Genomic DNA, 19,152 nt, shown 5'->3' with positions numbered 1-19,152 from the left:
CTAGCACCGGCTCTGCCAGACTCCGCACATGGGGCATTGCGCTGGTGTGACACGGCAAGGGCGGGCATGCGGGAACCGAGCCGGGTGGAATGGCTTCTGCCATTTGCACGGAGGGGGAGGCCGGCGAAGCGTGGGACTGCGCAGTGCCCACCTTCCTGGTGTGCCATCACGCATGCCAGCGGGATCACGGCCACAGGGGCAGAGAGGATGGCGAGGTTGGTTGTGGCGGCTGCGATGGCTCTTCGTCAGTTGGTTCGAAGTGCTGCGCAGCGCCATAACCCGGCGCTCATGACGGTGTTGGCTGGGCGTCCCGGGAGCAATGCTCAGATCCTGTGGATCGGGCCCGGGAGGACGTACCTTCCCGGGTGATTGATCGATAGGTCACCGAGCAAGACTGACGTTCGCGGCGTCGGTCGGGAAGGCACGTTCGTGCTCACCGTAGTCAACGAAGACGGCGCCACGCGAGACGGGTCGTCGCTGCTGGACGACATCGTCCGGGAGGGCGCCCGCAGGATGCTGGCCGCCGCACTGGAAGCCGAGGTCAACGCATACATCGCCGAGTTGGCCGACCAGCGGGACGAGAACGGGCGGCGGTTGGTAGTGCGCAACGGCTATCACCAGCCGAGGAAGGTCACCACCGCGGCCGGGACCGTGGAGGTGAAGGCCCCGCGGGTGAACGACAAGCGCACCGACCTCGACACGGGCGAACGCAGGCGGTTCTCCTCGGCGATCCTGCCGCCTTGGACCCGGAAGTCCCCGAAGATCAGCGAGGTACTGCCGCTGCTCTACCTGCACGGATTGTCGTCTGGGGACTTCGTGCCTGCGCTGGAGCAGTTCCTCGGTAGTTCGGCCGGGCTTTCGCCGGCCACGGTCACGCGGCTGACGGCCCAGTGGCAGGCCGACCACGCAGCCTTCATGGACCGCGATCTGTCGGCCATGGACTACGTGTACGTGTGGGCCGACGGCATTCACCTGCGCATACGCCTGGAGGAGGCCAAGGCCGCCGTGCTGGTGGTGATGGGCGTGCGGGCGCATGGCACCAAGGAGCTGATCGCGTTGGCCGACGGATATCGCGAGTCGACGGAGGCGTGGGCGGGCCTGCTACGCGACTGTGCCCGCCGGGGCATGCGCGCCCCGGTGCTGGCCGTCGGGGACGGCGCGCTCGGCTTCTGGAAGGCCCTGGCCGAGGTGTTCCCCGACACCCGCGAACAAAGATGCTGGGCTCACAAACCGCAAATGTTCTCGATTCCCTGCCGAAGTCGGCCCAGCCCGCGGCCAAGCGCGCGATCCAGGACATCTACAACGCCGAGGCCAAGGACCAGGCCCGCAAAGCCGTCGCCGCGTTCACCCGGCAGTACAACGCGAAATACCCCAAGGCGGTCAAGAAGATCACGGACGACGAGGACGAGCTGCTGGCGTTCTTCGACTTCCCCGCCGAGCACTGGGTCCATCTGCGGACCACGAATCCCATCGAGTCGACCTTCGCGACCGTGCGGCTGCGGACCAAGGTGACCAAGGGCGCCGGCAGCCGGGCCGCCGGGCTGGCCATGGTCTTCAAGCTGGTCGAGTCCGCCCAGGCCCGTTGGCGGGCCGTGAACGCACCCCACCTCGTCGCTCTGGTCCGTGCCGGGGCCCGCTTCGAACGCGGCCAACTCGTCGAACGCCCCGAGACCCTCGCGGCGTGAGCAGCCTCAGCCGATCCGCAGAAGCCGGGAGGATCTCAGGCACTCGTGCGCCGTACGTGCAGGTGGCCATCGCGAGGGAAGGAGGGCGGCGCCGCGGGCAGGACGCTGTCAAAGTCGTACCGGCTCTTCTGCGCAACCCGGCACGATGCCAGGTTGTCCACCTGGTGCAGGAGTTCGAGACGCTCCAGCCCGTCGCCCTCGAAGGTGTCGAAGGCCCAGCTGGTGAGTGCTTCCAGAGCGCCGGGGGGCCACTCCCCGCCCGCGAGCGTGCGCCGCGGTCCAGTAGCCCACCTCGGCCGCCGGTTTGCCGGAGATGACTTCCTTGAGGACCACGTTGCCCACCAACTGTTCGCGAACTGAACCAGGTTGTGCCTCAAGGACGGCGAAGCCGAACCGACCCCCCGCTGCCCAGCCCCGCTGCTGGGCCTGCACCCACCGTGCCCCGTCAGCATCGTTGTCCACGACAGAGCTCGCCCACTGGCGCAATGCGGGATCCCGGCTCACCTCGACCAATGCGGGAACGTCCTCCATGCGCCAGGGGCGAAGAACGAGAGTGGGAGAGGCCGGCGTCGCGGCCACCTGAAGTACGACGGGGGCATTCACCAACCGATCATATGCGGCGGCCTTTTCACCCGACGCCAGCCGCGTCCGGCCTATGCCGCCTTGCGACCACCCCGTCATTGCTGTGTCCGGACGTGCAGAGCCTGGACGGACCAGTCGAACACCGGCGCCAGACTCTCCGGGGCCGGCCAGCCGTTGACCACTGCGAGCAGCTGGAGGTATCGCTCCCTGCGGGGGTCGTTCACGCTCTCCAGCCGAGTCGCCAGCCGGCGGCGAAGCTCGACGTCGTCGGGGCGGCCGAGGAGGTGCGCGTAGTGCGCCGTGAACGCCGCGACGATCGGATCGGCCTGGGGCGAGGCCGGGTCGATGCCGGCGGTCAGGGCCGGGCCGGCCTGGTCACGGACGACTGCGGCGATGTCGCGGCGCGGGCCCATCGTGTCGCTTCGGGCCTGCTCGGCTGCCTGGTCCTCGGCCATCCGCCGCACGGCGGCGCGGAAATCCGGGTCCAGGGACATTTCGGCCAACTCTACCCATGCCTGGACCTGCTCCGCTTCCGGGTTGTCGGGCAACTCGGGGGTCATCGAGCGCATGACCCCCGCGAATGCGGGGGCGGCGTCAAGACCACCGAAAACGATGTCGAGGAAATCGCCGATCAGACGTCGGCGTTCGTCCTCGGAGAGCTGGGCCAACCGGTGCATGAGTTCCGTCTCCTCAGGTGTGGACCCGCGCTCGGCCACCGCCGTCAGCACCGCGCGCCGCAAACGCAGGACGCGGATCTGCACTGCCAGTGCTTCGGCGTGCGCCGCGGCGACCTCGGGAAGCGAGAGCTCGCGGTCCACGACCTTGCGGATCGTGGGAAGGTCCAGTCCCAGCTCGCGCAGGGTCCGCACGAGGTCCAGGCGTGCGACGGCGTCGATGTTGTAGAGGCGGTAGCCGGCCGGGCTGCGGTCCGTCGGCGCCACGATTCCGCGATCGGAGTAGAACCGAATGGTCTTGACCGTGAGACCGGTCCGCCGAGCGAGCTCGCCGATCGAGTAGAGCGTGTCGCCGTCCATGCCCCCACCTTTGCGTCTCCCCCTACTGGAGACTCAAGCCCCTATGCCTGCCAGCAGCCAACCACTCCTCATCCACAAGTCTTGACAATTCCTCCCGTCCCGGACCCCGGCCGGCGCTGCTCGGCGGTGACCGACGACGACCAATGACACTCGTTCCGGTGTGGCACCGCGGCCCCTGGCCTGTGGGCCCAGCCCTCGCAAATCCCCGGCGAGACCGGTGCACGGGCTGGGTCGCTCGTGCTCCAAGCACCACCGCCGTGCGCCCCTGTGCGCCTTCCGCAAGGACTCAGAACCGATGACCCTCAGGTAGTTGTCCCGGTCAGTCTGTGTGAGAGTCAGGGGTGGTGGGTCGTGGCTCGTACCCAGTCGAAGTGTGGGGCTCGAACGAAGAGCGGTCGCAGCTGTCAGCGGTTGGCCATGGTGGGCGCATCGCGCTGCGACCTGCACCGTGGGGAATGGTCTCCGTACACGATCGAGAAGCGTAAGCAGGGTGAGCGCAAGGCCAAGGCCGCCCGCAAGCGCAGGAGGAAGTGACTCCAAAGCTGACATCTGCAGTTGACATCAACGACGCCGGACAGAGGCGTACACGAGCACTCGTGTCCGGCCGCCCCAGGAGCAGGCGACAGGTGTCAGCACGCTTCCGAGCCGAACTCCTAAAGCGGGTGTCGCAGGTTCGAATCCTGCCGGGGGCACAGCGAAATGGGCCAGCCCAGGAGAGGTTTCCTCCCAGGCCGGCCCTTCGCCGTGTCCAGGCACCGGGCTCCTCGCCCAGCCCGGTACGGGTCAGAGCCGGGGACAGCCAGGGAAAACGTCGGCCGTCCCGGCTACGGGCGCTCATGGCCTCACCAGAGCCACCGCCTGGAGACGACTACGCCGCCGCACTGCCCTGGTTGCCGCTGGCCGGGATGCGAAGGGTGTGGTCGCCGAAGTCCGCGACCACACACAGCCTCCCACCGAGCGCCTCCACGTAGCGGGTGATGACGTCCAGGGTGGCGCCCTCACCGTGTTCGATCTGGGAAATCCGCGCGACGCTGACTCCCATTCGGGTCGCCACATCCCGCTGGGTCAACCCCGACTGCTTGCGTGCCTCGGCGAGCTGGTGGCCACGTGCCTCGGCGAGAAGCCGGCGGGACCCTGCCTTCACCTCGGCGGGCTCCACACCGGCCTCGTACAGCTCCTGCTCCAGGGCTTCCCAGTCCTGCGCAGCCTTCTTGGGCATGGCCGCTCCTTCAGTCTTCGTCGCCGACGTAGTCGTGGTAGAGCTGCTCGCCAGCGGAATGTTGTCGCGGTATCAGCGATTCCAGTTTCCGGCCTTGTCACCGCCCAGGAGCAGCAGGGCCGAGCGCGTCGGATCGAAGGCGAAGATGATCCGGATTTCAGAGCGCCCGCCCGACCCCGTCCTCAGCTTCTTCGGATGATGCGGCCCTGAGTCCTTCAACCGGTCCACAAGGGGCGTCCCAAGGTCGGCCCCGCCTCGCGCAAGGCAGCTACAGCCTGCGCGACCTGGGAGGCCGAACTCAGATCTTCGTTGGTCGGCACTTCGTGGTTGCAGCAAAGCAGCGCGGAGCTTGCTCGAACTCTTGTCGCAGATCGTTTCCGGCCAATCTCGTGCGTGCGCCAAATGGCGTGGACCCGCTTTCTGCGGATGCCGTCTACTGGTGGAGCCGATCGTTCGGCAGCGTCTTTGCAGGGAGCACGGGGGAGTTCCGCACATGTCAGAGGAAGCCAAGCATCACTGGATCATCTCGCTGGACATCGAGAACTTCAGTCCGCGCCGAGACCCTGTGCAGCGACGAGTTCGGGCCGCGATGTACCGCGTTCTCGACGGCGCGATGGAGCGTGCCGGGCTCGCGGCGGCGGACACCGTGTCCGAGGATCGCGGCGATGGCGTACTCATGCTCATCCGATCGTCCGTGGCACCCGTGGTGATCGCCGGGCCGTTCGTCCGCGAGCTTGACGAGGGGCTCGGCGAATACGCGCAGGAGGCCAACGAGGATCATGCGGTCCGGCTGCGGATGGCACTGCACCAGGGTCTGGCGGCAAAGGACGAGCACGGCTGGTCGGGTGACGCGGTCAACACCGCCTGCCGGATCGTCGACGCCCAGCCGCTGCGCGACGTCCTCGCCTCCACTCCGTCGGCCCGAATGGCGTTCGCCGTGTCGGACGAGGTCCATCGCGCGGTGATCAGGCACGGTCACCGGGGCATCGACCCCGCGGCCTATCTGCCGTTCGACCTCACCACCAAGCACGGTGAGACGATCAGTACCTGGATCACCGTCCCTGGCTACCCGGCCCCTCCGGGGCTGCCCGAGTCGGCCGCCGAGCCGCCCTGTGACCAGGAGCCGCTGCCCGCCCCGGACGGACGGCAGAGCACCGGCGCCGGGCAGCCCTCCGTCGTGCAGCACGCGCAGACAGTGCAGGGCGACCAGGTCGCCGGGTCCAAGCACGTGACCGTCCACAACACGGGGAATGTGCGGTTGTGACGGCGGCAGCGGCAGGAGGACCCCCGGCCGCCGGTGATCCCGGGAGGAGCCAGCAGGCGGCCGGACCGGGGGGACCCGCGGGGGGCGGTGCACCCAAACCGTCCGCCCCGGGTGCCGGCCAGGAGCCGGCGAAGGACAGACAGGACGACCCGCCCCAGGCCCAGCCGGCCACGGGAGGCGACGGCGGGGCGGAGACTCCGCCGCCCCCGCAGTCCGGGCCGGGCGCGGAGTCGTACGAGGCGACCGGTCAGCTGGGGCAGGGTTCGCAGCGCCGCGGGCTGCTGCAGAACGCCGTCGCCAACGTCGAGGGTGACATGGTCGGCGGCGACAAGTACGTGGTGGTGCTGGGCGGGCACAAACGCCGGCTGCGGGTGCTGTCCCCGCTCATCGCGGAACGGGTCCGGTTCGCCTACAGCGCCCCCGCCGACCTGCCCGACGCCCGCGAGGCGCTCGCCAGACAGCGGCTGCTGATCCTGCGTTCGGCGGCCGGTTACGGCAAGTCCGCGATGGCCGTACGGCTGCTGCTCGGCGCGTGCCGGGGTGCGGTCTACCACCTGGACAGCGGGGTCGACTTCGCCTCGCTGGCCGAGCAGTTGGAGAACGACGGCGGGGTCATCGAGCGCGGTGTCGGCTTCCTGCTGGAGCGGCCCGAGGACATCGGAAACCTCGGCCGGGAGACGTACGAGAAGGTTCAGGGCGCGCTGTCCCAGGCGGACTCGTGGATGGTCGTCACGGTGACGGACGGTGAGCTCGCCGACGGTGAGCTGCTCGTCGGTGTACGGGATCTGACGGACGCCCCACAGCCCCTGGAGGTCGTGCGCGCGCACCTGCGCTGGCGGCTGGGGGAACGCGACGCCGACCGGCTGCTGGCGCGGGAGGACGTACGGGACCTGATCGCCGAGCTGGTGGGCGGCCTCCCTGCCTGTCGGCAGGCCGGGGACCTCGCAGCCGCGATGATCGAGCAGTACGACCTGCACGGCGTCGTCGACCTGGACCGGCTGCGTGAACACCGGGCCCGGCTGGAGGCGGAGGACTTCGAGATCTGGGCCGAGAGTCTGCCGGACGCCGGCACGCGCAGCTTCGCGCTCGCTCTTGCAGTGCTCAACGGGCTGCCGCAGGAGGACGTCGCCCAGGCGGCCCGTTCGCTGCGCGAGCGACTGGAGGACGACGGACCCTACCTCCGGGCGCCCGGGCCCAACGGACACCCGGTCAGGTCCAAGGACCTGTTCGAGACGCCCCGGCGACGGCGGCTGCAGCACCTGCGCGCCCAGGAGCGGGACAAGCCGGGCGGCGAGCCCGGGACGATCATCGAGTACAAGGACCCCGGGTACGCGCGCCGGGTGATCCTGCACGCCTGGACCCAGTACGAGATTCAGCACGAACTCCTTGCCTGGCTTGACGAGTTGGTGGTGCACCCGGCGGAGCAGGTGCGCGTCTACGCGGCGGCCTCCGGGCTCGGGGTGCTGGCCGCCGAGGCCTACCGGTACATCGAGCGCCGAGTCCTGGGGCCCTGGGCGCGCAGCGACAGCGCGCTGCGCCGCACCGCCGTCGCCTACGCGCTCTCCGTGGCCTGCCAGAGCCCCTGGGTGCGGGAGCAGGCGACCGCACTGGTGGGCGGCTGGTACGCCGACGAGCGACCCCAGGTGCGGGCGGCCGCGGCCCGGGTGCACGGGCTGGGCGCGGTGTCGGGACGTCCGGTGGAGGAACTCGCCCGGCTGTTCGCGGTGGACAGCGTGACGGTGGCGGTGGCCGTCGGCTGCGCGCTGGCCGATCTGGTCGCCGACGATCCCGACGCGGCCGGCTCGGTGCTGCCCATGCTGCGGGACAGGACCGGCGACCACCGCTCCGGCCGGGCGGCGGTGCTCGCCTTCCTGATCGTCGCCGCACAGGTGGTCGTGGAGACGAAGGACGTCGAACCGGGAGCCGCGGTGCCCGAGTGGCCGACGCTGCTGTACCTGGCACACCGGCGGCCCGAACTGCGGGACTCCTTCGTGTGGTTGTGGCGTGCGGCGCTGAACGAGTCCTTCTTCCACGACGAGGCGGAACAGGTCGTCGGGGACTGGGCGAAGCTGGCCGAACGGGACTCCGAACTCCGCGAGATGTTACGACTGCTGGTCGGCGCCGTCGCCCACGGCGATCAGCGTTCGGGCCGGATCCTGCGCTCCTGCGCCGACGACTGGGTGCATCCGGACCGGATCGTCGGACTGCCCCTCACGGCGGCCATGGTGCACGCGCAGCTCGACACGGAAGGGGTGTGAGGATGGGCGTCTCCCTGATTCTCAACGAGCGGGTGATCTCCCGCAGCCGGGTGGGCGAGCTGCCCAACCTGCCGCCCTCGGTGGCGATCGTCTACCCGGTGGAGGGCGGACCCTTCGAGGTCGAGACCGTCCGCACCTTCGGGCAGCGCTGGTTCGGCAAGAACCGGGCCTGCTACGTCGTCGACCTCAGCGACCACAGGCGCCAGGCGTCCGTCAGCAAGACCCCGCTGACCTGCAAGGACGGCGGACACCGGTTCCAGGCCACGATCGACATCGGCTTCCGGGTGCACGACCCGGTGATGGTGGTGTCCAGGAACGTGCGGGACGCGTTGACGGTCGTCTACGGATACCTCACCGACCGCATCCGACTGCAGGCCGCGCGGTTCACGATCACCGAGGCCATGGCGGCGCAACTGGCCGTCAACCAGGAGCTGGACCGGGAGATCCGGCTCCCCGAGGGCATCACCATCTACTACTGCAAGGTCCAGATGGAGCCCGACCAGGCCGCGGCCCGCTACATCCAGGAGCTGGAGGAGGCGCGGCGCCGGGCCAGGCTCGGTGTGCATGTTCACGAGGCCAGACGCTCGGAGACCTACTCCGACGAGGACATCGAGGACATCAGGGCGGCCGGCCGCAGGCGCCGGGAGTCAGAGGAGAGGGCCGCGCTGGGGGACACACGGCTCGACTTCGACCATCTGATCCGCGAGCACTTGGTCCGCCATCCCGAGGAGACCACGCACGCCCTCGAACTGCTGGCGCGGGTCCGCGAGACCGAGGCCACCCAGCACGAGGTCCGGGACCAGCGGCACGCCGAGATGGTCAAGTACCTCATCGAGCGGGGCGTCGTACGCGAGGTCGACCTGCCCGGCCTGCGCCAGGGTGTGCTCGGTCCGAGCGCGCCCGGCAACGGAGTCGCGGGGGTACTGGAGCGTCCCGACGCCGGACAGCCGGCCTCCTTCACTTCCGGTGCGACACCCGGCGGCCCCGACTACTCGGGGTCCGCGCCCGCGGCGGCGCAGGGCGGACCCGTGCAGTGGGGCGGCAGCACTCCGGCGCCCGCCGTGGCGCCGCCGAGCGGACTGATACCGGTGTACGTCGTCCTGGACACCTCGCAGGCCGCGGCCGGCTGCGTCACCGACCTCGGCAACGCGCTGCGCTCGGTGCAGACGCTGCTGGCCAACAGCCCCGACGTGGCCGCCGCCATCCGGCTCTCGGTGATCACCTACGCCGACGGCGCCGACGTGGTGCTGCCGCTCACCGAGGTCTCCTGGCGCACCGGCGTCCCGGGGCTGAACACATCGCCGGGCTGCCGTTACCGGCCGGTGCTGCGGCGGCTGCTGGACCTGGTGCCGCTGGAGACGGAGCGGCTGAAGGAGCAAGTGCCCCGGGTACTGCGGCCCGTCGTGTTCTTCCTGGCCGTCGGCCAGGCCGAGGACGACAGCGAATGGCCGGCGGCGCACGCCGATCTCATGGCGCACAAGTACTTTCCGCACGTCGTGGCGTGCGGCATCGGAGCGGACCGGGTCCGGGTCGTGCAGCGCCTCGCCTCCCGGCCGGAACTGGGCGTCGTCGCCGTCGAGGGCGCGGATCTCGCGCAGTCGGCGGTGCAGTTCTCCGTCCTGCTGCAGCAGACACTGCTGCATCTGGGCCGGAGCGCGATCGCGGGCGGTATGGAGTTGAAACTCGACTGCCCGCAGGGCCTTCGGCCCGTCACGCACGAGTAATAGAGCGGCTGAACAGCAAACAGCAAAGGGGGAGAACTGGGATGGCCGAGACGCTTGGGCAGTTGCTGCCGGTGTATGTCCTCGCCGACGAATCGGGCTCCATGTCGGGCTACGTCGGCGACCTCAACGAAGGAATGAAGTCGTTGCACGTCGCGCTCCTGGGGGAGCCGATGGCCGCCGCCAAGGTGCGTTTCTCCGTGTTGGGCTTCTCCAACAGCGTCGTGGAACACCTGGTGATGGCCGATCTGAGAAGCGAGAACGAACTGCCACGGCTGTCGGCCGGCGGCGGCACGAACTACGACGCGGCGTTCGCCGCGCTGCTGGAGCGCATCCCGCAGGACGTGCAGACGCTGAAGTCCCAGGGGTACAAGGTGCTGCGCCCCGCGGTCTTCTTTCTCAGCGACGGCCAGCCGACCTGCGGCGAGGAGTGGCGCCAGACGCACAGCCGGCTGACCGACCGCAAGGTGACCGGCGCGGCACCCAACGTCATCGCCTTCGGGATCGGTGGGGCGCGGGCCGAGACGATCCTGGCCGTGGCGACCGAGCAGAAGTTCGCGTTCATATCGATCCCCGGTGCCCAGCTCGGCGACGCGATCGCCACGTTCTTCACCGCGCTCACCAAGAGCGTGGTCGAGTCGGCCAACGCCCTGGCCGCCGGCCAGCAGGCCGAGCTGGCGGTGGAGAAGCCGGAGGGCTTCCGCCTCGCGATCGACGAGGTCTGACGGTGGACAAGTGGTTGCGCTTCCGGCGGGACAAGAGCCGGGAAGACGAGCAACGGGACACGCCCGAATCGCCGGACATCGACCCGGCCGGGGCCGCCGACCGGCAGCCCCCCGGCCCGCGCCAGGCCGAGGCCGGGCACACGCCCGCGCCGCGTGGGGGCGGTACGGCACCGCCCTCCGGGCACTTCTCCGATTACATGGTGCCCGAGTACCGGGTCGAGCCATACGTCGTACCCGAATACGACGGCCCGGCGCTGGAGTCCCCGTCTTCTCCCGGCCCCGGCACCGGACAGCGGTCGGCCCCGCCCCGGCAGCAAGGCTCCGGCCAGGTACACGGCATGGAACCGCAGGGCATACGGGATCCGCCCGTCGCTCCACCGCAGCACACCCCGGCACCGCCCCCGTACGCCCCGGCGCCACCGCAGCAGGCTCCGGCACCCCCGCAGTACGCCCCGGCACCACCGCAGCAGGCTTTGGCACCACCGCAGCAGGCTCCGGCACCGCGGCACGCGTCTCCCGACGGGCAGGCCGGAGCTCCGCCGCAGCACGGCTCGGCACCACGGCACGCGGCGCCGGGGGCGCCGGAGCCCGGGGCCGACCGTGCCGCACCGGACTCCCGGCGCGGCACGAACCGGTACCAGCGGGTCGTGCTGGGGAAGCCCTCTGCCCACGTGGAGCCCAAGCCGCCGCCCGGCGATCCCTATCGGCCGGACACCCTCTTCGACGGGTGGTCGGCCCCGGAGCTGACCGTGCGGCTGGCCTCCGTACGAGGGGACCAGCACCGTTTCGACGGGCGGCCGCGGCAGGACGACGTGGTCGTCGCCTGGCACGAACCGTCGGCCACGGTCGTCTTCGCCGTGGCCGACGGTGTCTCGGCGGCCGCGCAGTCGCACGTGGGCGCCGCGCTGGTCTGCCGTACGGCGGTCAACGACCTGCTGGTGCAGCTGGGTGAGGACAGGCCGGGCCCCGACTGGACCCGGGTGCTCCAGGCGGCCCGGTATCAGCTGCTCATGCGGGTGGCCCGTGGCCGGGAACCGGACGAGGGCGACCTGGCGGAGGCGGCCCGGACTCTGGCGACGACCCTGGTGGCGGGCACGGTCGCACCGGCCGAGGGCGGCGGGATGCACGTCACGCTGGCGTGCGCCGGGGACTCCTCGGCGTGGTGCCTGCAGCAGGGCCGCTTCAATCCGCTGCTGAGCGACAAGAACAGCGGCTCCGGCGAGATCACCAGCAACGCGGTGGTCGCGCTGCCGCGCCTGTCGACCCGTTCCCGCCCGCTGTCGTACACCCTGCCCGCCGACGGAGTCCTGCTGGTCGGCACCGACGGTTTCGGTGATCCGCTCGGCGACGGCTCCGGCATGGTGGGCGAGCTGTTCGCGGAGCTGGCGGTGCACCCGCCCGAGCCGCGGGGTCTGGCCCATCTGCTGGACTTCTCCCGGGAGACCTTCGACGACGACCGCACGCTGCTCGCCGTCTGGCCCCGGCACCGGCTCTCCAGCGGGGCACCGTGACCGGGTCCGGGGCAGCGCGGATCGCCCGTTCGGATCTGGTGCTGGGCACGGCGTTGGGGGGCGGCGGGCAGGGCAAGGTCTGGGCGGTCGAGAAGCGGCTGGTCAACAGAAAATGGCCGGTGGCGTACAAGGAGTACAAGCCGGAATCCCAGGGGCAGTTGCGGATCGACGCGCTGGAACGGATGGTCGCCTTCCTGCCCGGGCAGCCGCTCGCGGTCGGGCAGTGGCTGGCCGAGCACGCCGCCTGGCCCGCGGCGCTGGTGACCGAGGGATCGCAGGTCCGCGGCTTTCTGATGCGGCAGATCCCGGACGAGTTCTTCATCACCATGCCGTCGGGCGACAGGAAGGCGGCGGGTTTCGAGTTCCTGCTCAACTCGCTGACCTACGTGAACCTGATGGTGGGCGACGTGACGCCTCGCCAGTTCTTTGGTCTGTTGCTCGCCTTCGCCGACACCCTGGAACGGCTGCACGGCCTCGGTGTGGTGGCCGGGGACCTCTCCCCGAAGAACCTGCTGTTCTCGCTGTCCGGGCCGCGGCCCAGCTGCTTCCTCATCGACTGCGATGCCATGGGACTGCGCGGCGACTGGGTGCTCAAGCCCGTGCAGACGCCCGGCTGGCAGCTGCCCGACGGCGAGGCACCGGAGACACCGGAGGGCGACCGTTACAAGTTCGCGCTGCTCGCGGTGCGGCTCTTCCTGCACGAGCAGCACGGCAAGGACGTCACCGCGCTGCGGCGGATGGACGGTGCCGTGGCCGATCTGGCCGAGCGCGGCCTGAGCCGGTCGCCCACCGACCGGCCTCCCCTCAGCGACTGGCTCGACCCCCTGCGCCACGCCTTCGACAGCGCCCCCGTGACCTGGCCGGCCGCCGCGCAGACCGGGCCGCAGAGGGCGACCCGGCCGACAGCGGGTGCGCCGACGACCGGTCCGCGAGCGGCCACGGTCGGCGGCCGGGTACCCCCGCGGACCTCCGGCCCGTTCCCCTCCGGCCCCCACAACCCTCCCCGCAGCACACCCCAACGCGCGCCCTCGTCGGGACGGGCGGGTGCCGTCGTGTTCGGGATCGTGCTGGCGATCATCGCGCTGATCGTCTGGCAGATCGCGACGCACAGTGACTCCGGGAGCAGCGGTGGCAGCACGGGCCAGTCCGGGATCGGGACCACGGACACGCGCGAGGAGCAGGCGACAGCGCTGCACACGCTCCTGGCACAGAACGCCGGCCGGCGCCATGGGGTCTCCGACGCCGTGCAGTCGATGATGAACTGCAGCAATCTCCAGGAGAACCGGCAGGTCTTCGAGGACGCGGCCGACGCACGGGCCGGCCTGGTCGAGAAACTGGACACGCTCTCCCTCGACCAGCTGGCCGACGACCTGGCGTCGGACCTGCACCGCGCCTGGCAGAGCTCGGAGGAGGCCGACCGGGCCTACGTGCGGGTGGTCGACGACGTGTCGCGCGACTGCTCGACCTCCGCCGTGACCGGATCGAGCGCCTGGCAGGACGCGGTTTCGGCGAGCGCCGACGCCACGGCGGCGAAGAAGGACTTCGTAGCCGTATGGAACCCCGTCGCGCGGGAGTTCGGCCTGGAGACGTTCGCCTGGTCCGATCTGTGAACCACTGCCCGGCCCCACGCATGAGCCCCCCGAACCGGTCCGCGGGGTCCCGGCCGTCCCTTTCCCTGGCGCGCCCTGGGCCGGACCGTGCCGACCGCCTGCATCGAGGCGGCCGGGGCGGAGCCGTCCGCGTGCCGCGGTGCCACGAACTCCGGCCGACCGCGCCACCCGTTGCCCCGGGCCTGCGCCGTCACCTCCCGGCCGGGCCACCCTCCCGCACCCGCTTCAACGCGTCCGCGTTGTGGACGGTCACATGGGTGCGCCCGGTCGTCACCCAGCCCTCGGCCCGCCATTGCTCCAGGACCCGGCTGACGGTTCTGCGGGAGCCGAGTACCAGGCCGGCGAAGTCGTCCTGGGAGAGCGGCAGACCGATGTCCACGTCCCCGGAGGCGTTGCGCCGGCCGTGGCTGGCGGCGAGGTCGAGCAGCAGACCGGCCAGGCGCGCGGCGAGCGGATCAGCACCGACCAGGGTGCGCTGCTGGTCGGCGTCCCGCAGGCGCGCGGAGAGCACCTGGCGGACGGCACCGGTGATGACGGGATGGTCTCGGGCCGCCGCCCGGAACGCCTCGGCGGGTATCACCAGGGCCTGGACCGGAATGAGGGCGGTGAGCGTCGCCGATCTGGGCCCGCCGTCCAACCCAGCCTGTTCGCCGAGCAGATCCCCGGGGCCGCGCAGGGCCAGCACCGCCTGATAACCGGCGGCGGCAACCGTGGTGACCTTGACCCAGCCACGGCCCAGGACGAGGAGATGGTCGCTGAGTTCGTCTCGCCGCAGCAGGTGTTCCCGGGGCGTGAACTCGGTCACCTTGCCCGCCTCGCGCAGTGTCCGCTGGGCCGTGGCGTCCAGCAGGTTCCAGAACGGAGTCCGGCTGGGCCCGTGTCGGAGCGGGCCGCTCTCTCGGAAATCCGCGGTCATCCCCGCCCTTTCCGCCTCACCGCGCCGTCAGCCGGTGAGGCCCGCGACCGCTATCAGCACGCAGCCGCCCACCGCAGTGAGCAGTGACTGCCGTACGAGCCGCTGTTTGATCCACACAATGCGGTTCATGTCGACCAACCGGCGGAGCAGCGCGGGCAGCGGGGTGTGCCGGCCGAGGCGGTCGGCGAGCTCCTCCGGGCTCCAGTGCCGTAGGTGGCCGTAGAAGATGAAGTCGTCGACGTGGTACGAGCGTACGCGGCCCGCAGGGTTGCAGCGGGGCGGAACGGCGAGGACCGCGAGCACGGCGGTGAGGGCGAGCAGTGTCAGGCCCGTCCACAGCCGTCTTCGGCAGGGCGCCCGCGACGCTGCCGAGCCGGTGCCCGGAGCCGGACAGCGCGGCCACACCCGCGAGGGCCGCGGACTCCATCCCCAGGACGACGGAGGCCTTGGCGTCCACGGTGCGGGTCCACTCGGCGAGTACGGAGTGCACTCGCCAGGCACTCTTGGTCGCTTCCTCGCGGGTCACCGGCTCACCCTCGGACACGGGACGCACCCCTCCTCGTGGCTGGCGAACGTGTGCGCCGGCCGGCCCAGGAGGACGTTACCCATCCGCCTGCCTCCGCAACCGGACCAGCAGGTTCGAGCTGCCGGTGCAGCCCAGCTCTCTGATCTCCCGCAGGAGCTGGGTGACGGGGACGGCCGGGTTCTCCAGTCGATCTCCACATCGTTGGTACGGGCCCAGTAACCGCCGATGACGGGGGCGGCGGGGAGGTTCGCGTCGGGCAGCAGCCGTGCCAGCGCCTCGCGCACCAGAGGTTCCACGGCCTGCCACGCCAGCTGGTCCGGTTTTCGCGGATGCGTTGCAGTGTCAGATCGCCCCGGCCCCGCTCGATCTCCTCCATCGCCGGGCCCCAGGAGCTTCAGCCAGAAACGGAAGTAGGGATCCGCGACCCGGTAGCGGCGATCCTTTGAAGGCCGGGTGGACACGGGAAGCTCCGCCGCGATCACCCGCTTGTCCCGAGAATCCCCAGCGACCGCTGGAGCGGGGCCGCTCCGATGCCGCCGGCACAGCGCGGGCACTGTTGGAGAACATCCGTTCGCCGCTGCCGATCGCCGAGAGGACAGTGCGAGCTTGGACCTGCTGGGGGAACTCCGCGGCGAGCGAGCGCTCCACCAACACCAGCAGGGCCGAGACCGGATCACTGAGTGCCGCCCGCAGGAACTCCCAGATCCCGGCGCCGTGCTTCCACTCCGCACAGATCAGAGGCAGTCCACCGGTGATCAAGGTCGCGTCGACGGCCGAGGCGGGATCGAGCCCGAGCATCTCGCCCACCTCCGCCGGGTTGAGCGGACCCAGCACCATCTCCCGTCCGCGCTGGTGGAACGGGCGCCCATAGCTGTTCAGCGCCTCCATCATCGACAGGTCGGAGCCGGTGAGAACCAGCAGAACCGGCTTCTTCTCCAGCACTCGGTCCCAGGCCCGCTGAAGCATGCCCTCGAAGGCGCCCTCCGTATCCATCAGATAGGGCACCTCGTCCATGACCACCACGCCCGCCCGGTACGTACATCGATGTTAGTTACATCATTGTTAGTTATGGGGTGGGTCTCGGAGGGATGCCATTCCCCCGAGGCGCTCACGGAAGAAAGCCAGCCTTCCCGCGCCCCGGCATGGTCCGCCGTTGGACGCCCCACAGTTGACGGATGCTTGAGCGGCGCGTGATGGGGACACGGATCTCGCCTGGCTTCCGTTTCTCACCGCAACTGCCGGCGCGTTCGCAAGCGTCGTACCCGCCGTGGCCGAGGAACGTTTACAGCGCACCGTGAGGTTGCCGCCCGGCGCCTCCACCGCAGTCGGCATCGGGGTTCCGGCCCTCGCCGCCTCGGCGAGTTGGAGCAGCCTCCTGCTGGTCGTGCAGGGGCGGGTGGTCCCCGGCTGGGGCGTGAGCGCGGTGCTCGTGGTGATCTCCCTCGTTCTCCGGTCCGCTCTCACCCAGGCGGAGCGCCGGGCGAGTTCGTCTTCGTCGAGGTCTTCGCGGGAGGCGGCCCGGGAGGCGGCCTCCTGGACACGACTGGGGAGCAGTCTGCTGATCGTCACAGCGGTGCTCGGCACGACGTGGGGAGCGGTGGACGATCTGATCTCGGGCGCGGAGTACCACGTGCTGCGCCCCGCGGGGCCTGAGGGCTGCACGGCCGTGGTGCGGGAGACGTCCTTCCTCGTGATCGGCAATGGTGAGGCGTACGCGGTGGGGGCCACCGGCCTGGCCCTGGGCGAGTCGGGATCCTGGGTGGTCGACGATGGTTACCGGCCCTTCGCCGCCGGCACGTACGAGTTGAACTGGGGCCGGGACGGCGGTCTGCTGCGGGTCAGCGGTACGGGCACCGATCCGGTGGTCAGCGGGTGGCTGACCGAGATCGGCTGCGGGTGGTGAGGCGGGTCCCCCTCACCGGCTGCCCGTCACAAGGCCTGCCGTGTGGGTGCGGGTGACCGGAAGCGGTGCCCCAGGCCGGTGGTGGCGGGGCCCGAGGGCCTCTGCTCCGGCCGCGTGCCCGCCGGGATGGTGTGTCAGACCACGGCCAGCCGGTCCACCAGCAGCTCCAGCCTCTGCTCGGTGTCCTCCGGCGGCAGCCGTCCGGCTCGGGTCAGGGTGGCCAGCCCGTGCAGGGCCGCCCAGAAGATCTCGGTGAACAGTCCCGGGTGGACGCCGTCCCCGGTGACCTCGTCGAGGTTCTCCAGCAGGGCGGCGAAGGCGTCCTTCAGGGGCTCCGGGGTGTCCTCGTGGGCGAACGCCAGGCCGCCGTCGAGCCGGAACATGGCGTCGTAGACCGCCGGGTTGCGTTCGGCGAAGTCGAGATAGGCGCGGGCCAGGGCGGAGACCCGGGCGCGTGGGCCGTTCGCGGCGCGGGTCGCGGCTCTCAGCGCCGCGGCCATCTCGGCGGCGCCTTCGAGGGCGACGGCGCCGATGATCTCCCGCTTGCCGCGGAAGTGGCTGTAGAGGACGGGCTGGCTGTACTCGATGCGTTCGGCGAGCCGGCGCGTGGTGACCGCGTCCCAGCCCTGCTGCTCGGCGAGTTCGCGGGCTGTCGCCACGATGAGGCGTTCGCGGCCCGCCCGTTCGCGCTCCTTGCGCTCCTGTACCGACATGACGCGATCCTAGCACTGCTAGACAATCGAGCGGTGGCAGTACTAGCGTTGCCTCATTCGCTAGCAATGCTAGAAGCCAGGAGGGCTCATCATGCTCAACGCACTCGAGGTGTTCACCACCGTGGTCGTCGGCGTGATGGTGGGGGTGGAGTTCTCCGTCGCCTTCGTCGTCAACCCGATCCTCAACGCGCTCCCCGCCGACAGTGGCCAACTCGGCCGCGCCCACGGGGGCCGCATGCTCGGCGCCGTGATGCCGGTCTGGTACATCACCTCGCTCGTCCTCGTCGCGGTCTGGGCCGTCGCCGGACGGCACCACCACGGCACCGGCCTCGTCCTCACCGCCGGCGCGCTGCTGGCCCTCAGCGTGATCATGTCGATCCTGCTGCTCGTCCCGATCAACAACCGGGGCAGGACGTGGACCCCCGACAACCGGCCCGCCGACTGGAAGGAGCAGATGAACCGCTGGGACCGCCTCCACCACGTCCGCGTCGCCGTCATCATCGCCGCCTTCGCCCTGCTGGCCGCCGCCCTCGCCTGACCCCGCGAGCCGACCCCCGCACCCGTCGCACCAACCCCGCTCCCTGCTACTCCCCGGCACTCCCCCGGCGGCAGCGTGCCACCGGACACCCGGGATCCGGGAACGCAGCCTCGCGGTCAGAGCACTGGCCGGGCGCCGTGGGCCGCGATCATGTCCTCGGCCAGGCGCGTGCTCGAGGCGGGGTTCTGACCGGTGAACAGGTTCCCGTCCCGGACGTTGTACTGCTGGTACGGCGCTCCGCCCTCGTGCCGGGCTCCCCACTCGCGCAGCCGGGACGCCAGCAGCCAGGGCGCCCCCTCGGCGGTCCCGAAGATCCGCTCCTCCTCATCGGTGAACGCGGTCATCCGGCGGCCCGCGAAGCGCCAGCTTCCGTCGGGGTCGATGGCGCTGAGCAAGCCCGCGGGGCCGTGGCATACGGCACCGATCAGGGCGCCCGCATCGTCGAACCGGCGCAGGATGCGGCCGAGATCGGGGTCCTGGTGGAGGTCGACCACCGGGCCGTGGCCACCGGGCAGCACGACGCCCGCGTAGTCGGCGGGCTCGACCTCGCCGAGCGGGACGGGCCGGCCGAACGCGCTCAGTGCCTTCCGGGCGTGCTCGACGTACCGGGCACAGTCCGGGCCGGCGAGCGCCGGGTCCGCACTGTGCTCGTCGAGGGGCTGCGGGACTCCGCCCGGCGACGCGAAGTCGACCTCGTATCCGGCCTCGGTGAACTTCAGGTGCGGGGCGGCCAGTTCCTCGGCCCAGTAGCCCGTCGGGTAGGACGTGCCGTCCGTGCGCTCCCACCGGTCGGCGGCGGACATGACGATCAGGATCCTGCTCATCGTGGTCTCCTCAGCGTTGCAGTGCTTCCTCGTGGCGCGCATGTCCGAGCGGTCGATACGACCGGTTCGCGCGTCGATCCACGCGGCTGCCGTTCCCGGTCGTGCGGGTGACGGTGCATGCCG

16 protein-coding genes and 3 pseudogenes are annotated in these 19,152 nt (G+C 70.7%); 10 read left to right on the top strand and 9 right to left on the bottom strand.

What is annotated here, in order from left to right:
* The first annotated feature begins 429 nt into the window (after nt 1-429).
* A pseudogene (locus LIX60_RS18395) lies at nt 430-1,685 on the top strand (IS256 family transposase).
* Between the two features lie 35 nt (nt 1,686-1,720).
* Here LIX60_RS18395 and LIX60_RS18390 read toward each other — a convergent pair.
* Both LIX60_RS18390 and LIX60_RS18385 read right to left on the bottom strand, forming a co-directional pair.
* Nucleotides 1,721-2,216: pseudogene (locus tag LIX60_RS18390) on the bottom strand (GNAT family N-acetyltransferase).
* Between the two features lie 146 nt (nt 2,217-2,362).
* Nucleotides 2,363-3,301: a MerR family transcriptional regulator gene (locus tag LIX60_RS18385; protein WP_210986940.1), complete on the bottom strand. Its 939-nt coding sequence runs from the start codon at nt 3,299-3,301 to the stop codon at nt 2,363-2,365.
* A 237-nt stretch (nt 3,302-3,538) separates the two neighbouring features.
* Between LIX60_RS18385 and LIX60_RS18380 the strand changes: the two genes are divergently transcribed.
* On the top strand, nt 3,539-3,835 hold the full coding sequence (locus LIX60_RS18380; RefSeq protein WP_308101546.1) for an HGGxSTG domain-containing protein: 297 nt from the start codon (nt 3,539-3,541) through the stop codon (nt 3,833-3,835).
* Nucleotides 3,836-4,169: 334 nt separating this feature from the next.
* Here the strand turns inward: LIX60_RS18380 and LIX60_RS18375 are convergent, their stop codons facing one another.
* Together LIX60_RS18375 and LIX60_RS18370 are read right to left on the bottom strand one after the other, a co-directional pair.
* On the bottom strand, nt 4,170-4,520 hold the full coding sequence (locus tag LIX60_RS18375; RefSeq protein ID WP_227959421.1) for a helix-turn-helix domain-containing protein: 351 nt from the start codon (nt 4,518-4,520) through the stop codon (nt 4,170-4,172).
* A gap of 72 nt (nt 4,521-4,592) precedes the next feature.
* A complete protein-coding gene (locus tag LIX60_RS18370; RefSeq protein ID WP_227962821.1) occupies nt 4,593-5,015 on the bottom strand; it encodes a type II toxin-antitoxin system RelE/ParE family toxin in 423 nt (140 codons plus the stop codon).
* Between LIX60_RS18370 and LIX60_RS18365 the strand changes: the two genes are divergently transcribed.
* Genes LIX60_RS18365 through LIX60_RS18340 form a run of 6 tightly spaced genes read left to right on the top strand, consistent with a single transcriptional unit; the run spans nt 5,014 to nt 13,609 of the window.
* A complete protein-coding gene (locus LIX60_RS18365; RefSeq protein ID WP_227959420.1) occupies nt 5,014-5,784 on the top strand; it encodes a hypothetical protein in 771 nt (256 codons plus the stop codon). The genes LIX60_RS18370 and LIX60_RS18365 overlap by 2 nt on opposite strands.
* The gene (locus LIX60_RS18360) at nt 5,781-8,042 is read left to right on the top strand and encodes a hypothetical protein (RefSeq protein WP_227959419.1); all 2,262 of its coding nucleotides are present in this window, start codon (nt 5,781-5,783) and stop codon (nt 8,040-8,042) included. Before LIX60_RS18365 ends, LIX60_RS18360 begins: the two co-directional genes overlap by 4 nt.
* A 2-nt stretch (nt 8,043-8,044) precedes the next feature.
* Entirely contained in the window at nt 8,045-9,766 is a 1,722-nt protein-coding gene (locus LIX60_RS18355; RefSeq protein WP_227959418.1) for a hypothetical protein, read from the top strand.
* Between the two features lie 41 nt (nt 9,767-9,807).
* Entirely contained in the window at nt 9,808-10,488 is a 681-nt protein-coding gene (locus LIX60_RS18350) for a hypothetical protein (RefSeq protein ID WP_227959417.1), read from the top strand.
* A gap of 2 nt (nt 10,489-10,490) precedes the next feature.
* Entirely contained in the window at nt 10,491-11,999 is a 1,509-nt protein-coding gene (locus tag LIX60_RS18345) for a protein phosphatase 2C domain-containing protein (RefSeq protein ID WP_227959416.1), read from the top strand.
* On the top strand, nt 11,996-13,609 hold the full coding sequence (locus tag LIX60_RS18340) for a hypothetical protein (RefSeq protein WP_227959415.1): 1,614 nt from the start codon (nt 11,996-11,998) through the stop codon (nt 13,607-13,609). The genes LIX60_RS18345 and LIX60_RS18340 overlap by 4 nt, the downstream gene beginning before the upstream one ends.
* Before the next feature lie 190 nt (nt 13,610-13,799).
* Here the strand turns inward: LIX60_RS18340 and LIX60_RS18335 are convergent, their stop codons facing one another.
* The 3 genes and pseudogenes from LIX60_RS18335 to LIX60_RS18325 form a co-directional block, all read right to left on the bottom strand.
* A complete protein-coding gene (locus LIX60_RS18335; RefSeq protein WP_227959414.1) occupies nt 13,800-14,525 on the bottom strand; it encodes a Crp/Fnr family transcriptional regulator in 726 nt (241 codons plus the stop codon).
* Nucleotides 14,526-14,552: 27 nt separating this feature from the next.
* Complete coding sequence (locus LIX60_RS18330; protein ID WP_227959413.1) at nt 14,553-14,930, bottom strand: Pycsar system effector family protein; 378 nt, start codon at nt 14,928-14,930, stop codon at nt 14,553-14,555.
* A 306-nt stretch (nt 14,931-15,236) separates the two neighbouring features.
* Nucleotides 15,237-16,083, bottom strand: a pseudogene (locus LIX60_RS18325) (ATP-binding protein); the annotation flags it as partial.
* Nucleotides 16,084-16,345: 262 nt separating this feature from the next.
* Between LIX60_RS18325 and LIX60_RS18320 the strand changes: the two are divergent.
* Complete coding sequence (locus tag LIX60_RS18320; RefSeq protein WP_227959412.1) at nt 16,346-16,954, top strand: hypothetical protein; 609 nt, start codon at nt 16,346-16,348, stop codon at nt 16,952-16,954.
* 134 nt (nt 16,955-17,088) lie between these two features.
* On the opposite strand, the gene LIX60_RS18315 is transcribed toward LIX60_RS18320, so the two are convergent.
* Nucleotides 17,089-17,667: a TetR/AcrR family transcriptional regulator gene (locus LIX60_RS18315; protein WP_227959411.1), complete on the bottom strand. Its 579-nt coding sequence runs from the start codon at nt 17,665-17,667 to the stop codon at nt 17,089-17,091.
* Nucleotides 17,668-17,758: 91 nt separating this feature from the next.
* Between LIX60_RS18315 and LIX60_RS18310 the strand changes: the two genes are divergently transcribed.
* Nucleotides 17,759-18,205, top strand: a complete 447-nt coding sequence (locus tag LIX60_RS18310; protein WP_227959410.1) for a DUF1772 domain-containing protein — start codon at nt 17,759-17,761, stop codon at nt 18,203-18,205.
* Between the two features lie 116 nt (nt 18,206-18,321).
* Here the strand turns inward: LIX60_RS18310 and LIX60_RS18305 are convergent, their stop codons facing one another.
* Nucleotides 18,322-19,029, bottom strand: coding sequence for a type 1 glutamine amidotransferase domain-containing protein (locus LIX60_RS18305; RefSeq protein WP_227959409.1), 708 nt, complete (start codon nt 19,027-19,029; stop codon nt 18,322-18,324).
* Nucleotides 19,030-19,152: the final 123 nt, after the last annotated feature.

The organism is Streptomyces sp. S07_1.15, from assembly GCF_020739505.1.
GTDB lineage: Bacteria > Actinomycetota > Actinomycetes > Streptomycetales > Streptomycetaceae > Streptomyces > Streptomyces xinghaiensis.
Note: the sequence above shows the minus strand (reverse complement) of the source record. Positions and strands in the feature narration are given on the sequence as shown.